A 26218-nucleotide genomic window follows, 5' to 3' on the forward strand; every position below is an offset into this window, starting at 1 on the left:
CTCTTTTAAACTAACTATTCAAAGAAGAGACCGAAAAACCTTTTAACTTTTTTCCCGATATTTTGCTCTTCTTTTGAGTTTTTAGGGTGACTTTTCGCTTGAGGCTGTCTAGCAGGTCTTTTTTCAGGATTTTCCACCTGGACCGTAGTACTTATTTTTCTTCCTTGGATTCTAGCTTGCTCATATGCGAACTGCAACAGCCCTACACCTGTTGCGTATTGAGGTTCTCTGACACCAATATAGTCTGGCTTTGCAATTCTAACATTGTTTCGTAACACAATTTGAGATAGCTCCAATACTCCAGGCATATTTGCTACACCACCTGTAAGAACAAAGCCACCAGGAAGATCTCCTACACCCATTTTCTTAATTTCCTTTTGTGCTAACTCTAAAATTTCTTCTAATCTAGCTTCGATGATTTCAGAAATTTGTAATTGGGTAAATCGTTCATGTTGATCACTGCCAATAATTGGAACATCAAATACTTCTTCATCAGAAGCATCGTCGTAAAAGGCATGTCCATGTTTAATTTTAATTTTCTCAGCATCTTCAGTAGATGTTCGTAATCCAATTGCTAAATCCTTTGTAATATGGTCCCCACCAACAGGTAGAACACTTGTTGTTTTTAAATGACCATTATTGAAGAGTGCAATAGTTGTAGAACCTCCACCAATATCAACGAGAGCAACCCCTAAATTTTTCTCATCATCAGATAAGGAAATTGAACCTGATGCGAGAGGTTGTAAGGAAATTGCCGTAATATCAAGTCCTGCTTTTTCTACACAACGCAGCAGGTTATGTAAAATCGTACGTGAAGTTGTAATAATAGTTCCTTCCACTTCAAGTCTAACACCTAACATACCACGTGGATCACTAATTTCATCATATCCATCTACAATAAATTGTTTTGGAATCATATCGATAATTTCTCTTTCAGGTGGTAGAGAAATAAATTGTGCGGCATCGATTACACGTAGGACATCTTCATTGCTTATTTCACGATTTTGACGAGACTCAGTAGAAACTGCCACTACTCCATGTGCATCCTGTAACTGAACATTGATAGCTGGAACGGATACAACTACTTGATTAATAGAAATGCCTACCATTCTTTCTGCTTGCTCAACTGCCTTCTTAATAGAATGAACGGTTTCATCTATGTCTACAATTGAACCTTTTTTCAAACCTTCTGATTTAACATTACCCACACCTATTATGTTAAGAGAATCATCAACCATCTCACCGATGATAACCTTAACATTGGATGTACCGATGTCAAGACTAACACATATTTCATTGCTGTTCATTCTGTGGCACCTCCTTTTTCACATAACACATTTCGTATAACATTTTTCGAACAACAATTGACATTTTTCATAATAATTTTTGTATATGAAAAATATTCAACAACCATAGGGGTTTTCCCTTTATAAAAATCAATTTTTTTCTATTTTATCACGAGAAAGGCTCCATTTGGATAAAATTATTCGTCGGATCACCGCAATATTTTGGAAAAGCCTTACTCCAAATGCGAAAACGGCTACCAAGTACAAGTCTACACCAAGATGCACACCTAGAAAAGCTAAACTTGCTGCCAATAAAATATTAAAAAAGAAACCAGAAACAAATACGGACTGATCATAAATATTTTGCAGATGTGCACGAATGCCACCGAACAAAGTATCAAGAGCTGCTAAAACGGCAATTGATAAATAATTCGAATACTCTGCTGGAATTTTGAACTCCGATAACAGTCCGAGGATGATTCCGACTATTAGACCGAAAATTGGAAGCCACATGACTATGTTCCACCTTTATCACTTATTATCTGGTTCCATATTAGGTTGCATTTCTGTAATCCTAATTGGGTCATCAAATGCAGGAATTGTTACAACTTTACTTGGTTTTGATATTTTTAATCGCAAATTATCAATAAAGAATTGTCGTTCTGCTTCTGATGCTTTTAATTTGTTATAAAGTCGTTCAGCATCGTCTGCAATGACCTTTATTTCAATTGGTAATGGACTTAGAGAATACGAATCAATTTTCGGTCTTCCTTGAATTTCTCGTATGACCGTTGTCGTAATAACACGGTGGCCGTCAATTGAAATCGCCTTTGCCTGATATGAATTCAATTCATTTACTAGCCATCTCAACAAACTTGGAGAAATAGTTGTAGCTTGTCTTCCTGCTTCATTGAACGATTGCTCAACTGTAATCGTAAGACCAGGACCTGATACTTGAGTAAGCCCTGCCTGTTTCTTTAATTCATCAAGCGTATCTTTAAGAATAAGCATTTTACTGTCATCACGTTGATTCTCGTATTGTTCCATCTTTGCTTCATATGTATAAATTTTTGTTAATAATTCTGTATATAATTCTTGTGATTGCTTCAAATCCTCACGCAATTCCCATAAATCACGTGTATCTCGCACTTCAGGTTCTTTAATGGTTTGGAATTGGACAGCAACCATAAGACCAATTATACACGTAATCACGGTGAAGCTAATGCCTGTTTTTTTGTCCAAGAAAAACCACCTAGCCTTCTATATCAAACATCCGGTTTATTCATTCGCCTGAAGTAATGGATCCATTTGAATTTGTGTTTTGTTCTCAATTTTCACGACTATATTGTCTTGAATCAATTGGTCTGTAATTCCACCATTCATATTTAGAGCCGGTATGAGCACATCGGGATCACCAATTGCTGTGATTACAAATGGTGCCGGATACGGTTTACCATCAACCACAACAACTGGTCCATTACAGTATATAAACGAATCATGACTAAGTCTTTTTCCATTTACCGAAACCGCTTGGGCACCTGATACATAAAGTTCATTAATGACCTTAAATAAATGACTCTCATGAACTAAATAATTATTAACATCTTGACCTGATGGAACGTAAGAGGAATCTTCGAGTGTAACTGAAACTCCTGGGCCTTTTACACCAATTTCACCAACGACCATCCGATACTTTTCTACTTCTTCTACAAGATTATAGTAAATTTGTTCTTGTTCCTCTTTCGCAAGTTCTTCTTCAATTGCTTGAATTTGATTTTGTTTTTCAATAAGCTTCAGTTGAAGCTCATTATTTTTTTCATTTTGTTCATTCAATTCTGTTCGTATTTTTGTTTCTTCATTCCATTGTTGTTCAGTGACCTGACTTGATTCCAATTGTTCTTTTGTAAATTGGTACGAGAATGAAATCATAAAGCCAAGGACTAAGCAGACAAATGAAAGAACCACATGCTTACCCTTCACTTTCATCTGTTACCATCTCTCCTTCTTCACTGGTGCTCTCTTTTTCATATGGAATAAAAGTTGGCACTACATCTAGTTCAATATATCCATTTAAAGATGGATCCAATTCACTGACGATTGTAGGATATGCTGGAATATTCTTCGCGAAATTTCGTACAGTAGCTTTAACTTCATACCCATCAATCATGTAAAGGGTCATCTGAAGAGGATCATATTCTGTAGGAGTATGGTGAATTTCGGAAATAAGCTTTGAAATTGAGGGTTGGATTTTATTTAGTTCCTTTGTAAGCAACTTTAATGCTTCATTATCCCAGTCTACTAAGATTGGCGCATCCACTGGAATCGCTTTTGAACCAAATTTTTGGGCATTCTCAATAATCTTCCCATTTTCAAGGATTGGGTAAAAAGTATTATGACCACTTATATATCCTACCCTTTTTAGCTCACTGACATTTATCTTTATATCGTTGGGAAATTTCTTTTGAATCGTAACTTCCTTAATTTCAGGGTGTTTTTTAATATTTTGTTTAACTTCATCCTGATTGACCTTCCAAAAGCTTGTCCCAACAGTCAATTTGCTAAGCTTTGAAATTTGTTCGGATGTGATATTTTGGTTGCCTGTAATAGTGATCTCGCCGATTTTACTTAAAGGAGATTGGAAATAAAGAATTCCGGAAAGCAATAAAAAGAAAAAGGTTATGTACATAATCAATCGACGATTAGCTTTTTGTTTTCTTCTTTGCTTAAGCTTTGGAATTCGGTCTTCTATTGTAACAACCTTTTGCTTTGCCAAATACATTCACCCCGCGAATCAAAAATCTCCTGTAATCATCTTAATATAACAACCTGTCCATTTTTATATAGGCAAAAACATGTATTTTAAAAATGCTTTGAACGAAAGAATAAACGGCATGTATACATGCCGTTTAGTAACTTATACAGTAACACATACATGTTATTGTATTATATCATATTTTCCTAAGAAATGGGTGTAGAATCTGTCTAGATTCGACCAATTATTTCAACTTCTGTTTCCATTCGCACACCGTGTAAAGTATAGATTTTCTCCTTTACGAATTGAATGAGATCAAGAACATCCTGCGCTTTTGCATTTCCAGCATTTACAATAAAATTACCATGCATTTCGGATATTTTTGCTCCGCCAATAGTATGGCCTTTCAAGCCTGATTTTTCTACTAATTGACCAGCATAATGCGGAAGTGGATTGCGAAAAATACTTCCAGCACAGGGTAAATCCCATGGTTGAGTGTCCCTTCGATAGTCTTTATTTTTTTTCATGACTGCCGAAATATCTGCTTTATCCCCTTCAGTTAATTGAAACGTTGCCTCTACTACAATTCCAGGGCGTTTCTTTTGAAGGATTGAGGTACGATAGGAATATTCCATTTCCTCATTGGAAAGCCATTCCAAACTACCGTCATCGAATAAAATATGTGCCTTTGTTAATATTTTGGAAATATCAGACCCATGTGCCCCAGCGTTCATATAGACAGCGCCACCGATGGAACCGGGAATTCCACTTGAAAATTCAAGTCCTGACAATCCTTTTCTTGCAATTTGTACAGCGAGACTTACGATTGAATAACCAGCGCCAACAGTTAATGTTGTACCTTGTAAGTCCATATGATTAATGCCATTTCCTAGTTTAATAACTGCACCTTCAATACCTTTGTCAGAAACTAGGAGATTTGAACCTCTTCCGATGGCCCGCCATTTAATTCCGTGTTTTTTTATTATTTCAAGGGTCTTTTTTAAGGATTCAACACTATTTGGTTCGATAAATAAATCAGCCGGACCACCAATCTTAATGGTTGTATGCTTAGATAAAGGTTCATTCTCTATAACCTTGCCAACATTCGACTCTTGAAGTTCTTTCACTATATTTTCCATGATTACCTCCTTCATCTGCATCTCGACTCAGAACAGACATTACTGTAGTATATGCTCGTTGCTGCTTTCATGGTACATTCGCCTAAATTAGATCATTCATTACATTGTATAGACGACTAGCGGCATCTGGTATCCCTATTTCTGAAGAAGCTTTTTTCATTTCCTCAAGTTTTATTGGATTTAATAGAATTGAGTCAATGTCCTTAATTAGCTGAGAAGCTGAAAGATCTCTTTCAAGTCTTAAAATGGCAGCCCCTTTATCACTTAAGGATCTTGCATTTTTCTCTTGATGATTATTTGTTACATATGGGCTTGGTACTAAGATGCTTGGTAGTCCTAAAGCAGTTAGTTCAGCTAAAGTTGTCGCACCTGCGCGAGCTACAACGAGGTCAACACCTGCTAGTACGTCCGGCATATTGTGAATAAACGGTTTGATGATTACATTATCAGGATTTCCAACCGCCTTTACCCGATTAAGTACATTTTCATAATGAACCTCACCTGTAACATAGAGGAATTGATAATTTTTTTCCTTCACTTCGGATAAAGCACTCAAAAATGCGTCGTTAAGTGGTTTAGCACCTCTGCTTCCACCAACTAGTAAAACGGATTTTTGGGAACTATTTAAACCAACAGATTCTCTCCCCGCATCTCCGTCTTTACCGATTACCTCAGACGCCCGTGGGTTTCCTGTAAGGATTACTTTTTCTTTTGGGAAAAACTGACCAGCTTCTTCAAAGCAGATGGCCACCTTGTCAACATATCGACTTAAAAATTTATTTGTAAGACCTGGTATGCTGTTTTGTTCATGAATGATTGTTGGTATATGTAATTTTGATGCTGCGTAAACAACAGGTCCACATACATAACCGCCTGTACCTATTACAACATCTGGTTTAAAGTCTCTAATCAACTTCTTACTGTCTTGGACACCTTTTAGGAACCGAGTAATTGTTTTAATATTTTCAAAGGAAAGCTTTCGTTTGAATCCAGTGATATGGATTTTTTTAAATGGTATCCCTTCACGGGTTACAATACTGCTTTCCAACCCTTTTTCTGTACCGATATAGAGAAATTCGGCAGAAGGATTCAGTTTTTTTATTTCTTTAATTAAGGCAAGCGCAGGATAAATATGCCCTCCTGTTCCACCACCACTAACAACTATTTTCAAGGAAACTCCTCCCGTTTTTGGAAGTTTATCGTTAAAATTAGTTTAACCCTGTTCAAGTAAACAGGGTTAAACTTTTTTCTAAGTATAACATATATTCATGTGTTTTTGGGTTAATACCTTGAATACCTACTAATATTTAAAAGGACACCGACTGCCATGAGCATTAAGGTTAAGGACGACCCTCCGTAGCTTAAGAAGGGAAGTGTAATACCTGTTACCGGCATCAGACCCGTTACAACTCCAATATTTATAATAACTTGAATCGCAATCATCCCGATAATTCCGATTCCTAGGAAACTTCCATATAAATCAGGTGCACCTAAAGCAATCCGTACGCCTCTCCAAAGAAGAATACTAAATAAAATGATGACAAACGAACCACCGATAAAGCCTAACTCTTCTGCCAGAATGGCAAAAATGAAGTCAGTCTGAGGTTCTGGCAAGTAGAAAAATTTCTGTCGACTTTGCCCCAAACCTAAACCGAATAAACCTCCAGGTCCAATTGCATAAAGAGATTGAATGATTTGAAACCCAGTTCCTAATGGATCTTCCCATGGGTCTAAAAAGGATGTAATCCGTTTAATTCGATACGGAGCCGATAATATTAAAGCAACAAATCCGGCCACTCCGATCAAGCCCAGGCCTACAAAATGGGAGATTCTTGCCCCTGCAACATAGATCATCACAACACAAGTTCCAACCATTACTGTTCCCGTTCCTAAATCCGGCTGTAGCATAATCATACCAAACGCCAGAAAAACAAGAGCTAGTGACGGCATTAGTCCTTTTTTAAAGGACGTAATTTTCTTTTGATTCTCAGATAGGAATTTTGCCAAAAACGCAATCATTGCTAATTTCATAAATTCGGATGGTTGAATTGAAAATGCTCCAACGCCTATCCAACTTTGAGAACCATTACGTTCCATTCCAATTCCAGGGATTAGTACAGCGACCAATAATACAAAACAAATAATGATTAGGACTTTTGCCCAGGTTCTCCAAGTCCAATAGTCCACATTCATAATGAAAAACATCGCAATGACTCCAACACTTGCAAATAATAATTGTCTTTTAGCAAAGAAAAACGAATCATCGAATTTATATGTAGCCCATATTGCACTGGCACTGTACACCATAATTAATCCAACTGCTAAAAGTGTAAGTGTTGTAATAATTAAAATGATATCCGGGGTCGTTCTCTGGGTCACAATCAAAACACCTCTACATTCTAGATTCAGAGCTCTAGATTGTCCAAGCCCTTACTTAAGCTTATGCACGGCGTTTATAAAAATGTCTCCTCTTTCTTCAAATGTTTTATGTTGATCCCAGCTAGCACATGCAGGTGATAATAAAATGACATCACCCTCATTTGAAAGATCATAAGCTACTTTTACCGCTGCTTCAACATTATCGACAGTTTTTACGATTTCTATTCCAGCAAGTTGGCCAGCTCTTTCCAGCTTTTTAGCTGTTTGACCAAATAGAACCATTGCTTTCACACGGGTTAGTTCATCTACAAGTTCATCAAATTCATTTCCACGGTCAAGTCCACCTGCTAACAAAATAACCGGTTGTTCAAAGGCAGAGATTGCCTTCTTTGTAGCAAGAATATTAGTTGCTTTTGAATCATTATAAAATTTACGATTTTCAATTGTAGTGACGTACTGTAGGCGGTGTTTAACACCTGTAAAACTTGTTAAGACCTCAATAATGGCGCGATTAGGTGTTGATACGAGCTTCGCAACCGCAACTGCGGCCAAGATATTTTCGAGATTATGAACACCTGGTAAAACAATATCTTTAATTTCAATGATTTTTTCATCATTAAAATAAATCGCCTGATCTTTTATATAAGCGCCCTCTTGTAATACTTTCGTGGTTGAAAAAGGAACTTTCTTACTTCTAACATTCTCAGCAGCAAACATCACATCCTTGTCATCTAAGTTGATGACACAATAATCAGCTTCTGTTTGATTTTCAAAAATTCTCGCCTTTGCTTTAATGTACTCTTCCTTTGTTCCATGGTAATCAAGATGGGCATCGAAAATATTTAACAACACGGCAATTTTAGGAGCAAAATCTTCAATTCCCATTAATTGAAAAGAAGAAAGCTCAGTCACGATAATATTTTCCTTTACCGCCCCTTGTGCAACCTCGCAAGAAACTGTTCCAATATTTCCTGCAATTAATGGAGATTTCTCTCCTTTTTCGAGCATTTCATAAATTAACGTGGTGGTCGTTGTTTTCCCATTAGACCCCGTAATCCCAATAAAATCGGCTGGAGTAATATGATATGCTAACTCCACTTCCGTTAAAATAGGGATGCCTTTATCGATCGCCTTAACAAGAATAGGATTACTATATGGGATTCCAGGATTTTTGATAATAAAGTCAAAATGATCATCCAAAATGTCAATTGGATGACCTCCACACACTACTTTAATTCCCATCTTTTCTAGTTCCTGAGCAGCCTCATTTTCTTCATATGGCTTTTGGTCATTAACAGTTAGAATAGCCCCAACCTCATGGAGAACTCTTGCTGCAGCATAGCCGCTTTTGGCAAGTCCAAGTATTAAAATATGCTTATTAGTAAACTTCTCTGATTTTTTCAATTAAATCCACACCTCAATATAGATTCCAAGAATGGCACACAATAATCCAACAGTCCAAAATGTCACAACAACTCGCCATTCAGACCATCCTACTAATTCATAATGGTGATGCAAAGGACTCATTCTAAAAACACGTCTGCCCGTTGTTTTAAAGGAAATGACTTGAATAATAACAGACAATGTCTCTATTACAAATACGCCACCAATTAATAATAATAATATTTCAAGCTTTAGCATGATAGCAACTGTCGCAATTGCTCCACCAAGTGCAAGTGAACCTGTATCACCCATGAATACCTTAGCAGGGTTGGCATTAAATACGAGGAATCCAAGAACTGCTCCGACTACAGCTACACAGAAAATAGCAACATCATATTGCGCTTGATTCCAAGCTAAAACCGCAAATGCCCCAAATGCAATTGCTGCTGTACCTGATACTAATCCATCTAAACCATCTGTTAAATTGACTGCATTGGAGAACCCTACTAACCATATAATTAACAGCAGTACATACAGAAGTTTTAGATCAAATTCAAAATCTGTACCTGGTATAGAGATCGCTGTTGAAAAGTTATTTTGTTTGAAAATAAAATAAAAAATGATAGCAATAACGATTTGACCAAACAGTTTTTGTCTCGAAGTCAAACCGAGATTCCTTTTTAATACCACTTTGATAAAGTCATCTAAAAAGCCCAGTACCCCATATCCTATTGTTACAAATAAAAGCAAATATGTAGTAACAGACAGTTCACCTAAACGATTTGACACTAATAGTGTAGTTAGTAAGATGGAAACCAGAATAATAATTCCACCCATCGTCGGTGTTCCCGATTTTTTTTGGTGGGATTTAGGTCCTTCCTCACGGATACTTTGTCCAAATTTTAATCTACGTAAGAAAGGGATAAAAATAGGGGAAAGAATGACACTTATTATAAACCCTATTGCTATCGAGTAAATGACTACTTCTTCTATCATCCTTATCCCCTCCCTTCTTCATACATTGCTACTTTTTTTGTTAGCTTCGTTATTTCATCCACTATGGGATTGTTTTGATTCATTTCTTCAGTTTCATCTTTAAATAGTCTAAATTTTGTCATTTGATCATACCCATTTTCTTCGATTTTTTTAAGATAGAATTCTAGGATTAGTTTAAGTGCTGGTAGTGGTTCTGGTACTACAAATACAGGGAAATGATTGGGAAGAAATCCCGGTAATTTCTCATCCTTGGGCCAAACTGCTGCAACCACACCATTATATAGCGCTCGCTTTAATAATTCATCCCTTTTTTCTTGTTCAATTGAAATAAATAGCCCTTTTTTCGTGATGAGGTTTGGATCAGTAATCACTTCTTCAAAATAAAAATCTTGACTCTTTAATCCATATGATTCTTGAAAAAGAATCCATAAATCGTGATTGGATAACAATTATTTCAACTCCTTAATTGCACGTGCTGCAACAAGGCGGTCATCAAACGAATGAACTTTATTCCCAATGATTTGATAGGTTTCATGTCCTTTGCCAGCAATGATTATTATATCATTCTCACCCGCATTTGAAATAGCATAAAATATTGCTTTTTCACGATCAGGGATTGTGAAGTATTGTTCTCCTACTACTCCCGCTTCCATCTCCTTTAGTATTTGAACAGGGTCTTCTGAGCGAGGATTATCTGATGTAAAAATAGGGATATCCGCAAATTTTGCAGCAATCCTGGCCATGATTGGGCGCTTTGAGCGATCACGATCCCCACCACATCCAATAATGACAAAGATTTTCCTTTTCGAAAACTCTTTTACCGTTTTCAAAACATTTTCAAGGCTGTCAGGCGTATGTGCATAATCCACAATTACAGTAAAATTTTGCCCTAGGTTCACAATTTCAAAACGTCCGGGAACACCTTTTACCTTTTCAACTGCTGCAATAATGGTTGTAATAGGTATTCTTGAAATGATACAAGTAGCGATTGCTGCCAACACATTATAAACACTAAACATACCAATTAATTTCATTTTCACCTCGTAAGAACCGAACGGAGTTGTTATAGTAAACTCTGTTCCTGAAGCAGTCATGCGGATACCTGATGCCATAATATCAGCTGAATGGTGAATTCCATATGAGATGATGGTTGCTGAAGTAGACCTTGCATATTCCCTTGAAGCAGGGTCATCATTATTCAATACAGCAAATTTTGGATTATCTTTGTCAAATCGATTACCTAAACCAGTAAACAACAGACCTTTTACTCTACGATACTCGTCAATTGTCTGGTGGTAATCCAAATGATCCTGAGTCAAGTTAGAAAAAACAGCAATATTAAAATCACATCCATGGACCCTACCAATATCTAGGGCATGTGAGGAAACCTCCATAACTGCGGTGTTTATATTCTCAGAAACCATTTGCTTAAAATACTTTTGCAGCATGATTGATTCTGGTGTAGTATTTTTCATTTCAATGGTTTTTTCACCAATTTTCGTATGCATGGTTCCAATTAAGCCAATTTTCTGGCCTGCTTCTCTAAATATCTCCTCAATTATGTGACTTATTGACGTTTTACCATTTGTCCCTGTAACTCCAATTAAATGGAGTTGATGTGTCGGGTGATGGTAAAAAGCGTCAGCCAACACAGCCATTGTTCTTCGGGTGTTCTTTACCTTGATAACCGGAATGGACACCTGGACTTCTTTTTCAGCAATAATCGCAACAGCACCTTGTTCTTCCGCTTGCTTTGCAAACAAATGGCCATCAAACGTACTACCTTCTACACAAAAGAATAAACTTCCCTTTCCTACCGCCCTCGAGTCCATTTCAAGAGATGTGATAAGTGGGTTGTCACTACCTTTTTCCGTAAAATCATGCAAGTTAGCTAATAATTCTTGTAATCTCATCATGAATTTTACCATTTCCCCTCGAAAGATTTACTCTGTCGAATGGGCACCAGATTAACATGTTACTCCAGACTTACGATGTTGTCTAGTACCCTATTTACCTATTAGACCTTTAACAAAAGGACACCTTACAAAAAATTTTATTCCTCTATATTAAAGGTATTCCTTTTTATAGAAAAAAGAAGCCTAAAGGGGAATCCTTTGGCTACTTAATTCTTATCTTTTGATTCTTTTTTATCTGCGCCTTCCCCGAGATGGATCCGTAATGTTGTTCCTTCTTGAACTCGTTCCCCTGCATTTGGAGCTTGGTCAACGACAACATTTCCTTCGCCACTTATATCCAGTTTAATATTCATTAATTGTTGTGGCAGCTCCTGTTTAGTCAATCCAATCACATCAGGAACTTCAAGATATTTTTTATCGGTCCACAATTTGATCTCTTTCTCGATTTGATTGTCACGCTTTTCAATACCAAGCAATGGTAAACTCTCACGCATAATATTTCCAACGATTGGCGCCGCTACTACTCCACCAAATTGCACAGTACCTTTAGGGTTATCTACGGCAATGTATACGACAATTTGTGGGTCATCCGCCGGTGCAAATCCAATAAAGGATACGATGTGGTTATTTTGAAGATAGCCGCCACCTTTTTTCGATTTTTGGGCAGTACCTGTTTTACCACCTACACGATAACCATCCACATAAGCTCCACCACCAGAACCTTTGGCAACAACATTTTCAAGCGCAAAACGAACCTGTTCGGATGTTTCTTTTGAAATAACACTCCGTACAGCTTCAGGCTCATTCCGTTTAACAACCTGACCTGTTATAGGGTCCACCCATTCTTTAGCCACATATGGCTTATATAGGGTCCCTCCATTTACCGCCGCAGCTACAGCCGTGACCTGCTGAATCGGTGTTACAGCTACCCCTTGGCCAAATGCTGTTGTAGCCAACTCAACAGGACCTACATTTTCGGGTTTAAATAGAATACCTGTTCCTTCTCCTTGAAGATCGATTCCAGTCTTTTGTCCAAATCCAAAATTCTTTATATACGTAAATAAAGTATCTTTTCCTAATCTAGTGCCTAATTCTACAAATCCTGGGTTACATGAGTTTTGTACGACCTCTAAGAAGGTCTGATGCCCATGTCCGCCCCTTTTCCAGCACTTAAGTGTTGCTCCCCCTACTTTTGCAAAGCCAGGATCCGTAAAATGATCATTCTTTAAGTTGACTTTTCCTTCCTCTAAGGAAGCTGCAAGTGTAATAATCTTAAAAGTCGAACCAGGTTCATACGTACTCCAAACTGGGAGGTTACGGTTATATACCTCTTGTGGGACGTTCCTGAAGTTGGCAGGATCAAAATCAGGTCTTGAAGACATTCCTAAAATTTCTCCATTATTTGGATTCATCGCAATCGCAATGATTCCATCAGGGTTATATTGTGCTTCAGCATTATCAAGTTCCCGTTCAATTACGGTTTGTATTTTCGTATCAATCGTTAGCCTCAAATCCAAACCGTCCTTCGGAGGTGTATAATCATCTGCTATATCTGGCATTCTTCTACCTTTCGCATCTGAATAGAACTGAACACTTCCTTTTTCACCCTTTAGTTCTTCATCATAACTTTTCTCAAGTCCTGTTAATCCCTGGTTATCGATACCAGCAAAGCCTAATACATGAGAGAGGTAGCTGCCAAAAGGATAATGACGCTTCGAATCTTCCGCTATGTAAACACCCTTTATCCCAAGTGCACGGACCTCATTCGCTTTTTCATGAGAAATTTTTCTGCCCTCAGGATTGATATATACCTTTGACTCATTTTGGGATATTTTTTTAAATGCTTTCTCTTTTGACATATTTAAAACTGCAGCTAATTTTTCTGCTGCCTCAGCAGGGTTTTCAATTTGTCTAGGAACAACTAAAACTGTCGGAGCACTTTGATTGGTGGCGAGGACAACATCGTTGCGATCGAGAATTTTCCCTCGTTCAGGCTCAAACGGAATGTCCCGGCTCCATGAATCTTTTGCAAGAGCAGTTAGCTTTTCTCCTACAAAAAATTGAACATACCCTAAGCGAACATCAATAATCAGAAATAATAGAAACCCTATAAATAGTACTAATGATAATCTTCTTCGTACTGTTACATTCGAAACTCGCATATTGTTGTACCTCCTATTAAAACGTAAGCGCCTTTAAAAAGTGAAAATCTCCTTAAAATCCAAGGCTCGTCTAAATATATGCTTGTACAGGAATGAATAGAACAAATCAAATGCGCAAGTAATGTACGTCGATAATCCAAAAAATAAGCAACAAAAAAGGAACTGAAAAATCAGCTCCTTTTTTGTTCTTTCTCACTATTCTCTTCTTCAACGGGTTCTTCTCCCGGCGTATTTGGTGTTTCAAGATTTACGGTTAGCTTATCTCCATCTTTTAAAATGGATCCTGGCTCTAAGCTTTGTTTGACAACATAACCATTCCCACTATAAGATACTTTGATATTCGTTAAATCAGCTAACATCATGACGTCCCGTAAAGACCAGCCCGTCATGTCCGGAAGGGTTGCATCTTGGTCAGTACGAAGGAATATATGTTCATTTGGCAGAACTTTTTCGCCTTGTTTTGGAATCTGAGCAATGATTTTCTTTCCATTTCCAATCACAGTCGCTTTAAGATTTTGCTTTTCAATCGCTGCTATTGCCTCTTCTATTGATTTTCCTGCATAAGAATCAGTTACTATTTCTTGATCTACATTCTCATTATTTTCTGGACTTTGATCAGTTGGTTGAATATTTAAATACTGTAGACTATTTTTCATAACATGATTGAATACCATCGCAACTGGTTCGTTTCCAATGTCCGTATCCTTAAGCTCTGGTTGTTGGACTGCAACGTAAACAACAAGTTTCGGATTATCCAGTGGAGCCATCCCAAGAAATGAATATAAATAATTTCCTCTTCCATATAAATACCCACCCTGAGGACTAGGAATTTCGGCAGTACCCGTTTTCCCTGCCACTTGATAACCTTCTAGATTATATTGTCTTCCAGTTCCATCCGTTACCACTTTACCTAACAAATCTAACACATGCTTAGCAGTTTCGGCTGACACAGGTTGACCTGCTACTTTAGGCTCATGGTCGACAACCGTTTTATTCGTATCAGGGTCAACGATTTTATCGACAACATATGGTTTCATCATCTTTCCGCCGTTCGCAATGGCTGTTGCGGCCTGAACCTGCTGTATTGGAGTTACAGAAGATGCTTGTCCAAATGCGGTAGATACTTTATCAATCTCCCATTTAAAGTTTATCTTATTTTCAACTTCGCCTTCTAAATCAATACCAGTTGGTCGGTCAAGACCAAAACGACCTAAATACTCCAATAATTTATCCGTACCCAGTTGCTCATTTGCAATCTTTGCAAATGAAACGTTTGAAGACTTAAGCACGCCTTCATCATAGGTAATCGAACCCCAACCTACCCTGTTATGGTCACGTATGGTTTCTCCACCCACAGAATAGCTTCCGGATGCGAATTTTGCATTCCCATTATAGACTCCCTCTTCTATCGCTGCTGCCAATGTGAATATCTTCATCGTAGAACCTGGTTCATAGGGATAGGCAATCACATCATTCAGGTAATTTTCGATATTTCTAACATTTGGGTCAAAGCTCGGTCTTGTTGACATAGCTAAGATTTCACCGGTCTTTGGATTAGCAACAACACCAATCACTTTTTTCGGCTTATATTCCTTAACAGCCATGTTCATGGCGTCCTCTAAGAAAGTTTGGATTGTTTGGTCAATCGTTAAATAAACATTACTTCCATTATCGGGGGCTACTATCTGTTCTTTAGCGTCCGGAAGCTTATACCCTTTTGTATCACTTTGAAATTTCATATAACCATCTTCTTCACGAAGATATTTATCGAGGTCTTTTTCAATCCCCAACATCCCGACGGTATCCGTCTTTTTTGTTTCCTTATCAGTTACTTTACCGGCATACCCCACAAGATGTGATGCAAATGTCCCATTCGGATAGTAGCGTTTTGATTCTCGTCTAAAGGCGATGCCAGGCAATTCTAATGCTTCAATTTCTTGCTTGAGTGAAGTACTAATATCGCGACCATTCGTACCAAACTCAACCTGTTTTCGATCAGGCTTTGTTAGTATTTTATACATTTCGTTTTCTTCCATTTTTAAAAGCGGCGCGAGCTTGCTTGCCGTTTCTTCAGGATCAACTACATGTTTCGGATTATCTTCATCTATCGTTAGTTCTTCGTCGAGGATTGCGACCACTGTAAATGAAGATGTGTCCTCAGCAATTGGATTTCCATTGCGGTCGTAAATTGCTCCTCGTTTCGCTTCAATTGCTCTTTGTTTTGTATATTTTTCTTCTGCTAAAGCCGCTAAAACAACACCATCAACCTTACCCGTACCTTGGATATACACAAATCTTGCCATCAATGTAAAAAAGAGCAAAGCAAATATTATACTAATAAATGCTGCTCCTCTGTTTATATTGTTATTTTTAACCTTTATTTTCATGATTAGTTTCCTTGAACCACTTTAACGTTATTCTCATTTAAGACAAGTCCAAGTTCTCTTGCTTTTTCCCATAAACGCTCATATTCGCTTAGTTCTTGAACTTGTACATAAAGGTCATTGTTTGTTTTTGTTTGTTGACTAATTGATGCTTCGATTTGTTGGATTTCGATATTTGTTTTGTAGATGGATACTTGGTTAGATATGATATGAATTGCGCAGAATATCACAGCTACAGAGAAAATAATCCCTAATATCTTTTCCCCTAACGAAAATCGAAATTTCTGTCTTCTTTCCGGTCGTGTCTTTGGTGCCTGATTCGGTTGATAGTTTTCTGTTTGTCTAACTTTGTATGCTAAATTACCCATCATATCCCTCCTTAAGTATCTCTTCTATTTATTAATGAATGTAGCCACGAAACTCAAAGTTTCTCTGCAATCCTTAACTTTGCAGAACGGGCCCTTTTGTTTGCCTCTAATTCTTCTTCTGTAGGTAATATCGGTTTTCTAGTGATAAGTTTTAATGTAGGTTTATATTCATCAGGTATAATTGGAATACCTGGTGGTAGGGGTGGACCTTCACTCGCCTTTTTAAAGGCAACCTTACAAATCCGATCCTCCAGTGAGTGAAAGGTTATGACACTTACTCGCCCACCTGTTGCCAAAAGCTCAATTGACTGGTGAATAGCATCTTCAAATACCTTTAATTCATCGTTAACTGCAATTCGAATCGCTTGGAAAATTCTTTTTGCTGGATGTCCGCCAGTTCTTCTAGCCGCAGCAGGAATCCCCTCTTTAATTAACTCAACCAATTCTCCTGTCGTTTCGATTGTTTTCTTTTCTCTTGCAGCCTCTATTTTTCTAGCAATTTGTTTGGAAAACTTTTCTTCACCGTATTGAAAAAAGATTCTTACCATTTGCTCATATGACCAATTGTTGACAATATCATAAGCTGATAATGTTGCATTTTGGTCCATTCGCATGTCAAGTGGTGCATCGTGGTGATAGCTAAATCCTCTTTCCGGTGTGTCTAATTGTGGTGATGATACCCCTAAGTCAAACAGGATTCCATCAACAGCCGTTATACCTTGTTCATGTAATTTCTCAGTTATGTGGGCAAAATTACTTTTGATGATGGTAACAATGTCACCATATTCCGCAAGCTTGTCCTTTGCATTTGCAATTGCAATATCGTCTTGATCAAAAGCATATAGCTTACCCTTGCTTGAAAGCTTTGAAGCTATGTATGAACTATGTCCTGCACCGCCAAGTGTGCAATCTACGTATATTCCATCTGGATGAATCTTCAATCCATCAGCAGCTTCTTCTAATAGAACGGTTTTGTGTTTGAACATGTTAGCACCTCTTATTTCAGTAATACACTTATTTTATACACAAGAGTTCATTCAAATGCGCCTTAGTGTATTTGCCGCCCGATTTTTTTAGGCCCACACGATGTGGGTCACAAAGACGTTGCCACAGGAAGTGGCGTTCTTAGTCTTTGATCTTATGATCGAAAAACTACCTTTGAAAAATCGTGGCATCCGCCGGAGGCTATAACTTTATTCAGTCTGGGTCTGAATCCTCCCAAAATATTATACTAATAAAACATTCATCACACCATAAAAAAAGTGAATCCTGCTGAATAAAGTTATATATCAAAACCGATCATATTTTCAGCTATATCAGAAAAAGATTCTTCGGAAGCAGCGAAATATTCTTCCCACTTCTCCTTACTCCAAATTTCAATACGGTTTGATACTCCAAGTACTACACATTCCTTCTCAAGCCCAGCGTATGAAACTAACGGTGTTGCAATATTTACTCTTCCTTGTTTATCAAGTTCACATTCAATGGCTCCAGAAAAGAAAAAACGTGTGAACGCACGCGCGTCTTTTTTAGTAAGTGGGAGTGTTTTTAATTTTTCCTCAAGTATTTTCCATTCTGATTGTGGGTAACCGAATAAGCATTGATCTAAACCTCTAGTTAAAACAAATGTTTCCCCTAGGTTTTCACGAAACTTAGCAGGTATAATCATTCGGCCTTTCGTATCAACAGTATGATGGTATTCTCCCATGAACATATCTATTGTCCCCACTTTCTGACTTTATATTACCACAATCCCCCACTTTCCACCACCGGTTTTTATAATATTTTTCCAAATAAAAAAAATCCCCGGAATTCCGAGGATTTTCGTCATATTCTACATTTTTACTACCTTATGCTTTCCGTTAAATTCAAACGGAAGTGCTAATAAATCTTGGATAAAATCGTCTCCGTATTTATTTAAATAGTAAAAAACATTCCAAACTCTCTCCTGTGGGGAGCCAAGTGGTAGAAGAGATTTTTCAATTCGGTTAAACCGATTCAATTCTACTTCATTACGGTTTAAAATACTTCTTTTTATTGTGTTCTTCACGAAATCAAGCTGCGATTGGATGTTTTGAGCATTTTTTAAGAGAAGATCCCCTAATCCTGAATCAACTTCAAGCCCCACTTTTCGTATCTTCTTATGAATTTGCTCTACTTCTTTTTTCGCATCGAGGATAATCCCGTCTACATCAGCTGTTTGTTGTTCCAACCATGACTGTTTCACTTTTGAAAGTTCTCCAGAAAGGGTAGCTTGAATCGTTAATCCCACTTCTTCGATATTAGATTCTATCGCCCTTTCAACAATTGACATCATGAGTCTTGGTACAACAGGAGGCATCTGAATCTCCATAACAGTAAACACCTTTTTTAACTCGGCCCAGTATGAAACCTCACCAGGTCCAGAAATAAAAGCTAGTGTTGGAAACAAGAACTCCTGCATAACTGGTCTTGTTACCACATTGTTACTTAGAAGTTCTGGTTGTTTCTCCGCAACTTCAAGCAGTTCGTCTCCACAAAGTATACATTCATTGTTTTTCCCGCTAAACACATCATGTTCCACATTATACTCAAGTAAAATACGTTCATCATTTTGTGTATAAAAAAGGTTTGCACTCGACTCGTTCATTTCAATCATTTTTGGGTATTGATTAGATGACAATACCTCTTGCTGAAGCAACAATCCATCATGGATCTCTCTATTTTTTTCAACCATTTTTCTTAAAAATTGAGATTGAATGGTTCTAATTTCTTTTGATCCTGAATCAACAAGGATAAGACCGGTTTCTCCAAATAGATCATTAATAATCTGTACAAAGAAATCAACATATGTCTTTGATTTTTCCGCAAACCCAGTCAAACGTTCCAGAAGTCGATTCGTATGGTTTGTTTCACCATATGTCTCGAAGATTTCTTCTATCCATTCTAAAAAGCCCGCTTGTTCAATCTCAATCGATGAAACCATTGTTTTACGATTGTGATATTGTGGAACAGCCCTTTTTCGAATACCATTTTGCAGATTTACAAAGAGATGATTGATTTCCGCAAAATCATGGTCCTCTCCCGCAATCCAGAACACTGGTAGAACCGGTACATTTAATTTCTCTTCTTGCTCTTTTGCAAGTTTTATAATAGATACGATTTTATGGATCGTATATAATGGCCCAGTTAAAATACCCGCTTGTTGCCCACCAATCACCACGACACTGCTTGGATCAAGTAGCTTATTAATATTCTCGATCGTGTGTTCATGATAATTGAATCTTTTATTAAAGATAAGCAAATGCTCAACAAGTTTTTCACGTTCAAAATGCCTTTTTTGTAGATCCTTTTTTCTTATCTCATAGACAAGGGGAGAATGTATATCATAATCGAAAAATTTCTCTATATCCATTTTATTTAAAAGATAGTCATTGACTAATCGATTTGATGATGGCAAAGAGAGATCCAAAACCTCCATAAATTCTTGTTCTTCCTTTCTTATCCAGTATGTATCTTAGATGAGTATAGCACGCTTTTTCTATAAACCAAAAATATTCGCTCATGATGGATTAATTTATGGTTGTGACGAAAATTCGTTGAACCAAGCCGATTAATAGTAAAAGAAAATAAGCAAATGTAGATGCAAGAAAAACAAATCGCCAAGATTTCTTTAATACTTTTACCGTATCTATTTCATGACTTTTTCTCCAGGTCACAAAACCAGTCAGCAAAATGGAAAAAACAAGGATCAGGATAATTAGCCAAAGCATGCTTTTTCCAACAATTACGAGCAATAAATAATGCACTGCGATGAGGAAAAATACGGTTGTAATATCCACCGAAAGAAAAAATGATTTTCTGTTATTTTTCATTATAAATCTACTAATTAAATAGACTAGTATAAAACCAAGCACAGGAACTGTAACAAAGGTCGCTGCAATACCGGCAAAAAAATTGATCATTCCCTATCCCCCTCTTCTTTCCATCCCTTTTATAGAATCATATAGAAATTGTGTTATCGCTACTTCCCGCTCTATTTTCTTTGCTTCTGCTAAAACATATCCTAAAATGGCCTCTATTTCCGTTTTTCTTCCTTCTTCTATATCTCGTAACATGGATGATTTATTTTGAGCAGTATTTTTACAAATTGTCGTCACGAGCTCCCACATTTGTTCTTCATTACAAGGTATGACAGACACAATTTCACTAAATATACTCTTCACTTGGTTCTTGAAATACTCATTTTGAAGCAATTCCCCATTCTTAACACCATATAAAGCTGTTAATGGGTTGATGACAGCATTCGCAATCAGCTTTGAAGTTATCATTTCATACCAATCGTGATGACATTCGATTTGGAACTCCTCGGTTGTTATGTCAAATGTGGGAAAATCCCCTTTAAAAATCGCTAACTTTGTACGACCAACGCCAGTATGTATGATGGTAGTGTCATTGAATTTTAATGCACCATGTTCTACAACACCCACAAGGATATTCATATTATCAAGTTTTTTCATAAAATCAAGATGACCCATTCCGTTTTGTAGAAAACAAACTGTTTGTACCTTTTCTAAATCTTTGATCTGTGAAAGGACGTCCTTCAATATGTATTGTTTCACCGCGATGAAAAGTATATCTTCCCCGATTACACTAGCATTACTTGATACGGCTTGTACTCGGTATGTATTTGACGTATTTTCATTTTCTATTGTTACGCCATTTTGATTAATTTCAGATGCCTGACGTTCAGTTCTCGTATATAGGGTTACATCATGTTTTTCTGAAAGATAGCCTGCAAATAACAACCCGATAGAACCCCCACCAATTATTCCAATTTTCATAGTTCCAACTCCATAGTATGTCCTACCTTTATATTACCAAAAAGCCCGACAAAATGACTAGATACTTACAATAAAAGGTAGGCAAAATCATACCAAAACAGAAATAACCCCAAGGCAATTCCTTGGGGTCAAATTTTCCTTCTTATTTATACTGGATAGACTGGATGTTTTTTCTGGCCGAATTCAAGTTCTTTTGTTGCGTAAGCAGCCAAACGATCAATGAGGACATGTCTAAGCTCTGCAGCTGGAACAATATCATCAACAATTAGCTCAGAAGCAAGCTTGTAAATATCGATCGTCTCTTTATACTCTTGTTGTTTTTGTTGAACAAAAGCGACCCGCTCTTTTGGGTCTTCAATTTCATTAATTTTATTTGAATATACCGCATTAACCGCTGCTTCAGGCCCCATAACTGCAATTTGGGCTGTCGGAAGTGCGACACAGTAATCCGGCTCAAAGGCAGGACCTGCCATTGCATAAAGTCCAGCACCATATGCTTTTCGCACGATAACTGAAATTTTCGGTACAGTTGCGGAACTCATTGCAGCAATCAATTTTGCTCCATGTCTAATAATGCCCGCCCTTTCAACCTTTGTACCAATCATAAACCCAGGAACATCAGCTAAGAACACTAACGGGATATGGAATGCGTCACATAATGTGATAAATTTAGCCGCTTTGTCTGCAGAATCTACAAATAGAACGCCACCCTTTACCTTTGGTTGGTTAGCAATAATTCCAACAGGTCTTCCATCTATACGTGCTAACCCAGTAATTATTTCGGGAGCAAATAGTTTCTTAATCTCATAGAAGCTTCCTTCGTCAATGAGGGAATCAATGCCTTCGTACATATTAAAAGGAGCATTCTGATTTACAGGAATGATCTCTTGTAGGCTTTTACCTTCCTTTGGGAATCTCCCTTCCATACAAGAGGGTTTATTCAAATAATTTGCAGGGAAAAATTGCAAATATTGTCGTGCACTTTGAATCGCTTCCTCTTCATTGGTAGCAAGTACATCTCCACAGCCACTAACTGTACAGTGCATTCTTGCCCCGCCCATTTCTTCTAAGGTCACTTTCTCACCAATGACTTTTTCGGCCATCCTTGGTGATCCTAAATACATTGAAGCATTCTTTTCAACCATAATCACAATATCGCAAAATGCAGGTATATAAGCCCCTCCTGCAGCTGATGGACCAAATAAAATACATATCTGAGGAATCATCCCTGAAAGTTTTACTTGATTATGAAAAATACGCCCTGCCCCGCGACGATTCGGAAACATCTCAAGTTGGTCTGTAATCCGAGCTCCAGCGGAATCTACTAAATATAATAGCGGTACACGAAGCTTTTCAGCAGTCTCTTGAATCCGAATGATTTTCTCAACCGTCCTAGCTCCCCATGAACCCGCTTTAACAGTTGAATCATTTGCCATTACACATACTTTTTGTCCATTTATTTCCCCAATTGCTGTAACAACACCGTCTGCTGGAAGGTCGCCCGCTGAATTGTTTGCGTATTTTCCATCCTCTTGGTATATTCCTTTATCAAACAAAAGCGCAAGACGGTCACGAACAAATAATTTATTTTGTTCTTTCAGCTTTTGATGGTATTTTTCATGACCTCCCGCCTCGATTTCTTTACTTTTTTCTACTAACTTTTGGTCCAAATCCTTTGTATGAAGCATTATTCCCCTCCTATTCTAGTACAAGTAATACTTCGTCTTCGTTTACAAAATCACCGATTTCTACTTTAATAGATGCAACCTTGCCAATCTGTGCGCTTTCTATCGGTATTTCCATTTTCATTGATTCCAGCATGACCACAACTTGGCCTTCGTTAATCTCATCCCCTTCTGAAACCAACACTTGTAAAACTGTCCCTGCCATACTCGCCGTTATTTCTTTCATATTAATTCCCCCTATTAATTGAGATATTTTGTGGTATATTCTCCTTTTAAAAAGGATTCCTCGTTAATTATTCGTTGGAATAAAGGGATATTCGTTTTTATTCCTTTGATTACAATTTCATTCAGATAGTCCTTAGCTGTTTCAATCGTTTCTTTTCGGTTGTTTCCATTCACAATAATTTTTGCAATCATCGGGTCGTAAAAAGGTGTAACAGTTGTTCCTACCTCATAACCATTATCTACTCGTACATTTGGAACATTTTCCGGCAATGTATATTCCGCTATTTTTCCTGGAGATGGGAAAAACTTTACCGGGTCTTCTGCATACACACGAAACTCAATCGAGTGACCTGATGATAGTATGCCATCCTGTGTCAAAGGTAGTTTCTCTCCCCTCGCCACAAGAATTTGCCACTTTACGAGATCCGTATTCGTAATCATTTCCGTAATGGCATGTTCAACCTGAAGTCTCGTATTCATTTCTAAGAAATAGAAGTTTTCTTCTTCATCGACAATGAACTCAATCGTACCAGCATTTGTATAGTGCACATATTCTGATGCCTTTTTGGCTGCATGACATATTTTTTCACGCGTTTCATTTGACAAGAATGGAGAAGGTGTTTCCTCTATTACTTTTTGGTTTCGTCGTTGAATCGAACAATCTCTTTCAAACAGGTGAACAATGTTTCCGTGATGGTCACCAAAGATTTGTACTTCTATATGTCTTGCATTGGGAATGAATTTTTCGATGAACACTTCATCATTTCCAAAATACGTCTTAGCTCTAGTTTTTGTTGCGTGAAACGCTTTTTCTAGTTCTTCCTCAGAATTGCAACAAATCATCCCAATACCACCACCACCACCACTTGCTTTTAGCATTACTGGGTAGCCATATTCTGCTGCAAGCGTACACGCTTCCTCTATCGTTTGAATACCTTCATTACTTCCTGGTACAACAGGGACACCCGCTTCAATCATTGTTTGTCTCGCTTTTACCTTATCGCCCATCAATGAAATAATCGAGGGTGAGGGTCCAATGAAAACCATCGCTCGTTCCGCAATTGCCTTTGCAAAAGTTGCATTTTCCGATAAAAACCCATAGCCTGGATGGATTGCATCAACATGCTCCTTCTCAGCTATTTCGAGGATTTTATCCATTTGAAGATAGGATTTTATAACAGGTGCCTCACCGATCCGATGCGCTACAGTTGCGTTTTTTACAAATGGTAATTGCTGGTCCGCATCTGAATAAATAGCGACTGTTTCGATCCCCATCTCGTGGCATGTTTTCATGATTCGTAAAGCGATTTCTCCCCTGTTCGCAATTAATACTTTTTTCAAGATCTTTTCCCCTTTCGTTGAAAGATCAAATCCACCCACCATATAATTTCTACACGTATCTACATAATCCTGCATTTTTTTGAAAACGCTTTCTATATTTTTCTACAGAATTTTTTGTATTTTTGTTGTATAATGATTTTATATTCATAATTACAGTTTCTCTTAGTAGAATCGCAAGGGGGATACAAAATGTATACGGCAAAGATTGAGAAATTATTAGTAAACTACAAAACACTTGAAGAATTTAAAGCATTTAAAGAATACGGTCTTCAAGAATTATCCATGCTGGAAGACCTTGAATCGAACATTATTGAAAATGATAGCGTTTCACCGTTTTACGGAATTTTCTTTGGTGATAAATTAGTGGCACGTATGAGTCTTTATCGTGTTGATAAAAAATTCAATAAACATTTTGAACCCGCACAAGATTATTTGGAGCTTTGGAAGCTTGAAGTCCTTCCAAATTATCAGCAAAAAGGATATGGGAAAGCATTAGTGGATTATGCAAAATCGTATAATCTACCGATTAAAACTAATCCACGTGTGAAATCCGCCGGTTTTTGGGAGAAAATGGGCTTTATCCCTGCATCCTACAATATGGAACGTGACCTTGGAGAAAACCCACTCCTCTGGTTCCCAGATGGAGTACATGAAATCGACTGATACAAGAAGAAAACAGCTGAACATTTTGTCAGCTGTTTTCCTTTTTATTTCTCAACGCGTTCCAAATTCCCATTTCGATCCATTTGAAATTTAACCTTCTTACTTCTTTCATCCTCTTGGAGAACCACCATTTTACGAGCACGCTCCATGATTTCAATTAAGGCCTTATAATCTTCTTCAATTAATTGAATATTATTTTCTAACGTATTATTTTGTGTTTTTAAGGTTTTGACTTGTTCTTGAAGCTTACTTATTTGAGTGTTCAAGTTCCGATTTTCATTTACGACCTTCTGGAACTCACTTTCCGTCTTTTCATATTCTTCAAGGAACCGAATGACATCTCTCAATTGCAATTCTTGTTGTTCACTATTTTCATTTTCAGTGACGACTGGTTCAGATGAATGATCCTGAAGTTGTTCACTATTGGTTTGTTTCTTCAATTCCTTGCGCTGTTTTTTGGCAAGTTCAATTCCTGATTTATATTGTTTACGCACATATGAATTCCATCTAAAACCACAGGCTGCTGCGGTTCGGGATAGTGTTCGGCCCACCTCTTCAAATGCACCTAATTGTGTGCCTCCCTCACGGATATGGCGCAATACTACCTCTGCAAGCAATAAATCTTCATCTTGAGTCCATGCATCTTGACGTGTTGAAGTCATATCTTTCCCTCCTAAACTTCCTTTTTATTAATACATATGCATGTAATAGAAAAG

General features: G+C 37.4%; 25 protein-coding genes. 1 reads left to right on the top strand and 24 read right to left on the bottom strand.

Translation table 11 applies throughout. The features are described from left to right. Nucleotides 1–14 precede the first annotated feature (14 nt). The 23 genes from ftsA to CKK03_RS13660 form a co-directional block, all read right to left on the bottom strand. The gene (ftsA, locus tag CKK03_RS13550; protein ID WP_099363084.1) at nucleotides 15–1307 is read right to left on the bottom strand and encodes a cell division protein FtsA; all 1293 of its coding nucleotides are present in this window, start codon (nucleotides 1305–1307) and stop codon (nucleotides 15–17) included. Nucleotides 1308–1436: 129 nt separating this feature from the next. Further along, the gene (locus CKK03_RS13555) at nucleotides 1437–1799 is read right to left on the bottom strand and encodes a small basic family protein (RefSeq protein WP_010282644.1); all 363 of its coding nucleotides are present in this window, start codon (nucleotides 1797–1799) and stop codon (nucleotides 1437–1439) included. Nucleotides 1800–1817: 18 nt separating this feature from the next. Next, nucleotides 1818–2528, bottom strand: a complete 711-nt coding sequence (locus CKK03_RS13560) for a DUF881 domain-containing protein (protein WP_099363085.1) — start codon at nucleotides 2526–2528, stop codon at nucleotides 1818–1820. Nucleotides 2529–2564: 36 nt separating this feature from the next. Next, the gene (locus CKK03_RS13565) at nucleotides 2565–3272 is read right to left on the bottom strand and encodes a DUF881 domain-containing protein (RefSeq protein WP_245864117.1); all 708 of its coding nucleotides are present in this window, start codon (nucleotides 3270–3272) and stop codon (nucleotides 2565–2567) included. Continuing rightward, the gene (locus CKK03_RS13570; protein WP_180271249.1) at nucleotides 3256–4059 is read right to left on the bottom strand and encodes a cell division protein FtsQ/DivIB; all 804 of its coding nucleotides are present in this window, start codon (nucleotides 4057–4059) and stop codon (nucleotides 3256–3258) included. The genes CKK03_RS13565 and CKK03_RS13570 overlap by 17 nt, the downstream gene beginning before the upstream one ends. 209 nt (nucleotides 4060–4268) lie before the next feature. Continuing rightward, nucleotides 4269–5177 (bottom strand): UDP-N-acetylmuramate dehydrogenase, encoded by a 909-nt coding sequence (gene murB, locus CKK03_RS13575; RefSeq protein WP_099363087.1) that lies wholly within the window; start codon nucleotides 5175–5177, stop codon nucleotides 4269–4271. A gap of 82 nt (nucleotides 5178–5259) precedes the next feature. Then, nucleotides 5260–6348 (bottom strand): undecaprenyldiphospho-muramoylpentapeptide beta-N-acetylglucosaminyltransferase, encoded by a 1089-nt coding sequence (murG, locus tag CKK03_RS13580; RefSeq protein ID WP_099363088.1) that lies wholly within the window; start codon nucleotides 6346–6348, stop codon nucleotides 5260–5262. Nucleotides 6349–6458: 110 nt separating this feature from the next. Continuing rightward, nucleotides 6459–7559 (bottom strand): stage V sporulation protein E, encoded by a 1101-nt coding sequence (gene spoVE / locus CKK03_RS13585; protein WP_099363277.1) that lies wholly within the window; start codon nucleotides 7557–7559, stop codon nucleotides 6459–6461. 48 nt (nucleotides 7560–7607) lie between these two features. Next, nucleotides 7608–8960, bottom strand: coding sequence for a UDP-N-acetylmuramoyl-L-alanine--D-glutamate ligase (murD, locus tag CKK03_RS13590; RefSeq protein WP_099363089.1), 1353 nt, complete (start codon nucleotides 8958–8960; stop codon nucleotides 7608–7610). Next, nucleotides 8961–9935, bottom strand: coding sequence for a phospho-N-acetylmuramoyl-pentapeptide-transferase (gene mraY / locus CKK03_RS13595; RefSeq protein WP_099363090.1), 975 nt, complete (start codon nucleotides 9933–9935; stop codon nucleotides 8961–8963). It lies immediately after the preceding gene. Between the two features lie 2 nt (nucleotides 9936–9937). Further along, nucleotides 9938–10384 (bottom strand): hypothetical protein, encoded by a 447-nt coding sequence (locus tag CKK03_RS13600; protein WP_099363091.1) that lies wholly within the window; start codon nucleotides 10382–10384, stop codon nucleotides 9938–9940. After that, nucleotides 10385–11848 carry a UDP-N-acetylmuramoyl-L-alanyl-D-glutamate--2,6-diaminopimelate ligase gene (locus CKK03_RS13605; protein ID WP_099363278.1) on the bottom strand — a complete coding sequence of 488 codons (1464 nt, stop codon included), beginning with the start codon at nucleotides 11846–11848 and terminating at the stop codon, nucleotides 10385–10387. A gap of 209 nt (nucleotides 11849–12057) precedes the next feature. Next, the gene (locus tag CKK03_RS13610; RefSeq protein ID WP_099363092.1) at nucleotides 12058–14013 is read right to left on the bottom strand and encodes a stage V sporulation protein D; all 1956 of its coding nucleotides are present in this window, start codon (nucleotides 14011–14013) and stop codon (nucleotides 12058–12060) included. Nucleotides 14014–14183: 170 nt separating this feature from the next. Then, nucleotides 14184–16400, bottom strand: coding sequence for a penicillin-binding protein (locus CKK03_RS13615; RefSeq protein ID WP_099363093.1), 2217 nt, complete (start codon nucleotides 16398–16400; stop codon nucleotides 14184–14186). A 2-nt stretch (nucleotides 16401–16402) separates the two neighbouring features. Next, on the bottom strand, nucleotides 16403–16765 hold the full coding sequence (gene ftsL / locus CKK03_RS13620) for a cell division protein FtsL (RefSeq protein WP_099363094.1): 363 nt from the start codon (nucleotides 16763–16765) through the stop codon (nucleotides 16403–16405). 53 nt (nucleotides 16766–16818) lie between these two features. Then, on the bottom strand, nucleotides 16819–17751 hold the full coding sequence (gene rsmH, locus CKK03_RS13625; protein WP_099363095.1) for a 16S rRNA (cytosine(1402)-N(4))-methyltransferase RsmH: 933 nt from the start codon (nucleotides 17749–17751) through the stop codon (nucleotides 16819–16821). 296 nt (nucleotides 17752–18047) lie between these two features. After that, complete coding sequence (gene mraZ / locus CKK03_RS13630) at nucleotides 18048–18479, bottom strand: division/cell wall cluster transcriptional repressor MraZ (protein WP_099352331.1); 432 nt, start codon at nucleotides 18477–18479, stop codon at nucleotides 18048–18050. 120 nt (nucleotides 18480–18599) lie between these two features. Beyond that, a complete protein-coding gene (gene bshC / locus CKK03_RS13635; RefSeq protein WP_099363096.1) occupies nucleotides 18600–20225 on the bottom strand; it encodes a bacillithiol biosynthesis cysteine-adding enzyme BshC in 1626 nt (541 codons plus the stop codon). A gap of 91 nt (nucleotides 20226–20316) precedes the next feature. Beyond that, entirely contained in the window at nucleotides 20317–20709 is a 393-nt protein-coding gene (locus CKK03_RS13640; protein WP_099363097.1) for a DUF3397 domain-containing protein, read from the bottom strand. Between the two features lie 3 nt (nucleotides 20710–20712). After that, nucleotides 20713–21588 (bottom strand): 2-dehydropantoate 2-reductase, encoded by an 876-nt coding sequence (locus CKK03_RS13645; RefSeq protein WP_099363098.1) that lies wholly within the window; start codon nucleotides 21586–21588, stop codon nucleotides 20713–20715. 146 nt (nucleotides 21589–21734) lie between these two features. Continuing rightward, nucleotides 21735–23276 (bottom strand): acyl-CoA carboxylase subunit beta, encoded by a 1542-nt coding sequence (locus CKK03_RS13650; RefSeq protein ID WP_099363099.1) that lies wholly within the window; start codon nucleotides 23274–23276, stop codon nucleotides 21735–21737. A gap of 10 nt (nucleotides 23277–23286) precedes the next feature. After that, nucleotides 23287–23499 (bottom strand): biotin/lipoyl-containing protein, encoded by a 213-nt coding sequence (locus tag CKK03_RS13655; RefSeq protein WP_099363100.1) that lies wholly within the window; start codon nucleotides 23497–23499, stop codon nucleotides 23287–23289. A gap of 14 nt (nucleotides 23500–23513) precedes the next feature. Next, nucleotides 23514–24839, bottom strand: coding sequence for an acetyl-CoA carboxylase biotin carboxylase subunit (locus CKK03_RS13660; RefSeq protein ID WP_099363101.1), 1326 nt, complete (start codon nucleotides 24837–24839; stop codon nucleotides 23514–23516). Nucleotides 24840–25028: 189 nt separating this feature from the next. On the opposite strand from CKK03_RS13660, the gene CKK03_RS13665 reads away from it, so the two are divergent. Further along, nucleotides 25029–25502 (top strand): N-acetyltransferase, encoded by a 474-nt coding sequence (locus tag CKK03_RS13665; protein ID WP_099363102.1) that lies wholly within the window; start codon nucleotides 25029–25031, stop codon nucleotides 25500–25502. 44 nt (nucleotides 25503–25546) lie between these two features. On the opposite strand, the gene gerR is transcribed toward CKK03_RS13665, so the two are convergent. Then, nucleotides 25547–26164 carry a sporulation-specific transcriptional regulator GerR gene (gene gerR, locus CKK03_RS13670; RefSeq protein ID WP_099363103.1) on the bottom strand — a complete coding sequence of 206 codons (618 nt, stop codon included), beginning with the start codon at nucleotides 26162–26164 and terminating at the stop codon, nucleotides 25547–25549. Nucleotides 26165–26218 lie beyond the last annotated feature (54 nt).

Source organism: Fredinandcohnia onubensis (assembly GCF_002734215.1).
Classification (GTDB): Bacteria; Bacillota; Bacilli; order Bacillales; family Bacillaceae_L; genus Ferdinandcohnia; species Ferdinandcohnia onubensis.

Coding starts and splice junctions, on each gene's coding strand:
- ftsA (WP_099363084.1), bottom strand. CDS start 1,307: ATGAACAGCAATGAAATATGTGTTAGTCTTGACATCGGTACATCCAAT.
- CKK03_RS13555 (WP_010282644.1), bottom strand. CDS start 1,799: ATGTGGCTTCCAATTTTCGGTCTAATAGTCGGAATCATCCTCGGACTG.
- CKK03_RS13565 (WP_245864117.1), bottom strand. CDS start 3,272: ATGAAAGTGAAGGGTAAGCATGTGGTTCTTTCATTTGTCTGCTTAGTC.
- murB (WP_099363087.1), bottom strand. CDS start 5,177: ATGGAAAATATAGTGAAAGAACTTCAAGAGTCGAATGTTGGCAAGGTT.
- mraY (WP_099363090.1), bottom strand. CDS start 9,935: ATGATAGAAGAAGTAGTCATTTACTCGATAGCAATAGGGTTTATAATA.
- CKK03_RS13605 (WP_099363278.1), bottom strand. CDS start 11,848: ATGAGATTACAAGAATTATTAGCTAACTTGCATGATTTTACGGAAAAA.
- CKK03_RS13610 (WP_099363092.1), bottom strand. CDS start 14,013: ATGCGAGTTTCGAATGTAACAGTACGAAGAAGATTATCATTAGTACTA.
- CKK03_RS13615 (WP_099363093.1), bottom strand. CDS start 16,400: ATGAAAATAAAGGTTAAAAATAACAATATAAACAGAGGAGCAGCATTT.
- ftsL (WP_099363094.1), bottom strand. CDS start 16,765: ATGGGTAATTTAGCATACAAAGTTAGACAAACAGAAAACTATCAACCG.
- rsmH (WP_099363095.1), bottom strand. CDS start 17,751: ATGTTCAAACACAAAACCGTTCTATTAGAAGAAGCTGCTGATGGATTG.
- mraZ (WP_099352331.1), bottom strand. CDS start 18,479: ATGTTCATGGGAGAATACCATCATACTGTTGATACGAAAGGCCGAATG.
- bshC (WP_099363096.1), bottom strand. CDS start 20,225: ATGGAGGTTTTGGATCTCTCTTTGCCATCATCAAATCGATTAGTCAAT.
- CKK03_RS13640 (WP_099363097.1), bottom strand. CDS start 20,709: ATGATCAATTTTTTTGCCGGTATTGCAGCGACCTTTGTTACAGTTCCT.
- CKK03_RS13645 (WP_099363098.1), bottom strand. CDS start 21,588: ATGAAAATTGGAATAATTGGTGGGGGTTCTATCGGGTTGTTATTTGCA.
- CKK03_RS13650 (WP_099363099.1), bottom strand. CDS start 23,276: ATGCTTCATACAAAGGATTTGGACCAAAAGTTAGTAGAAAAAAGTAAA.
- CKK03_RS13655 (WP_099363100.1), bottom strand. CDS start 23,499: ATGAAAGAAATAACGGCGAGTATGGCAGGGACAGTTTTACAAGTGTTG.
- CKK03_RS13665 (WP_099363102.1), top strand. CDS start 25,029: ATGTATACGGCAAAGATTGAGAAATTATTAGTAAACTACAAAACACTT.
- gerR (WP_099363103.1), bottom strand. CDS start 26,164: ATGACTTCAACACGTCAAGATGCATGGACTCAAGATGAAGATTTATTG.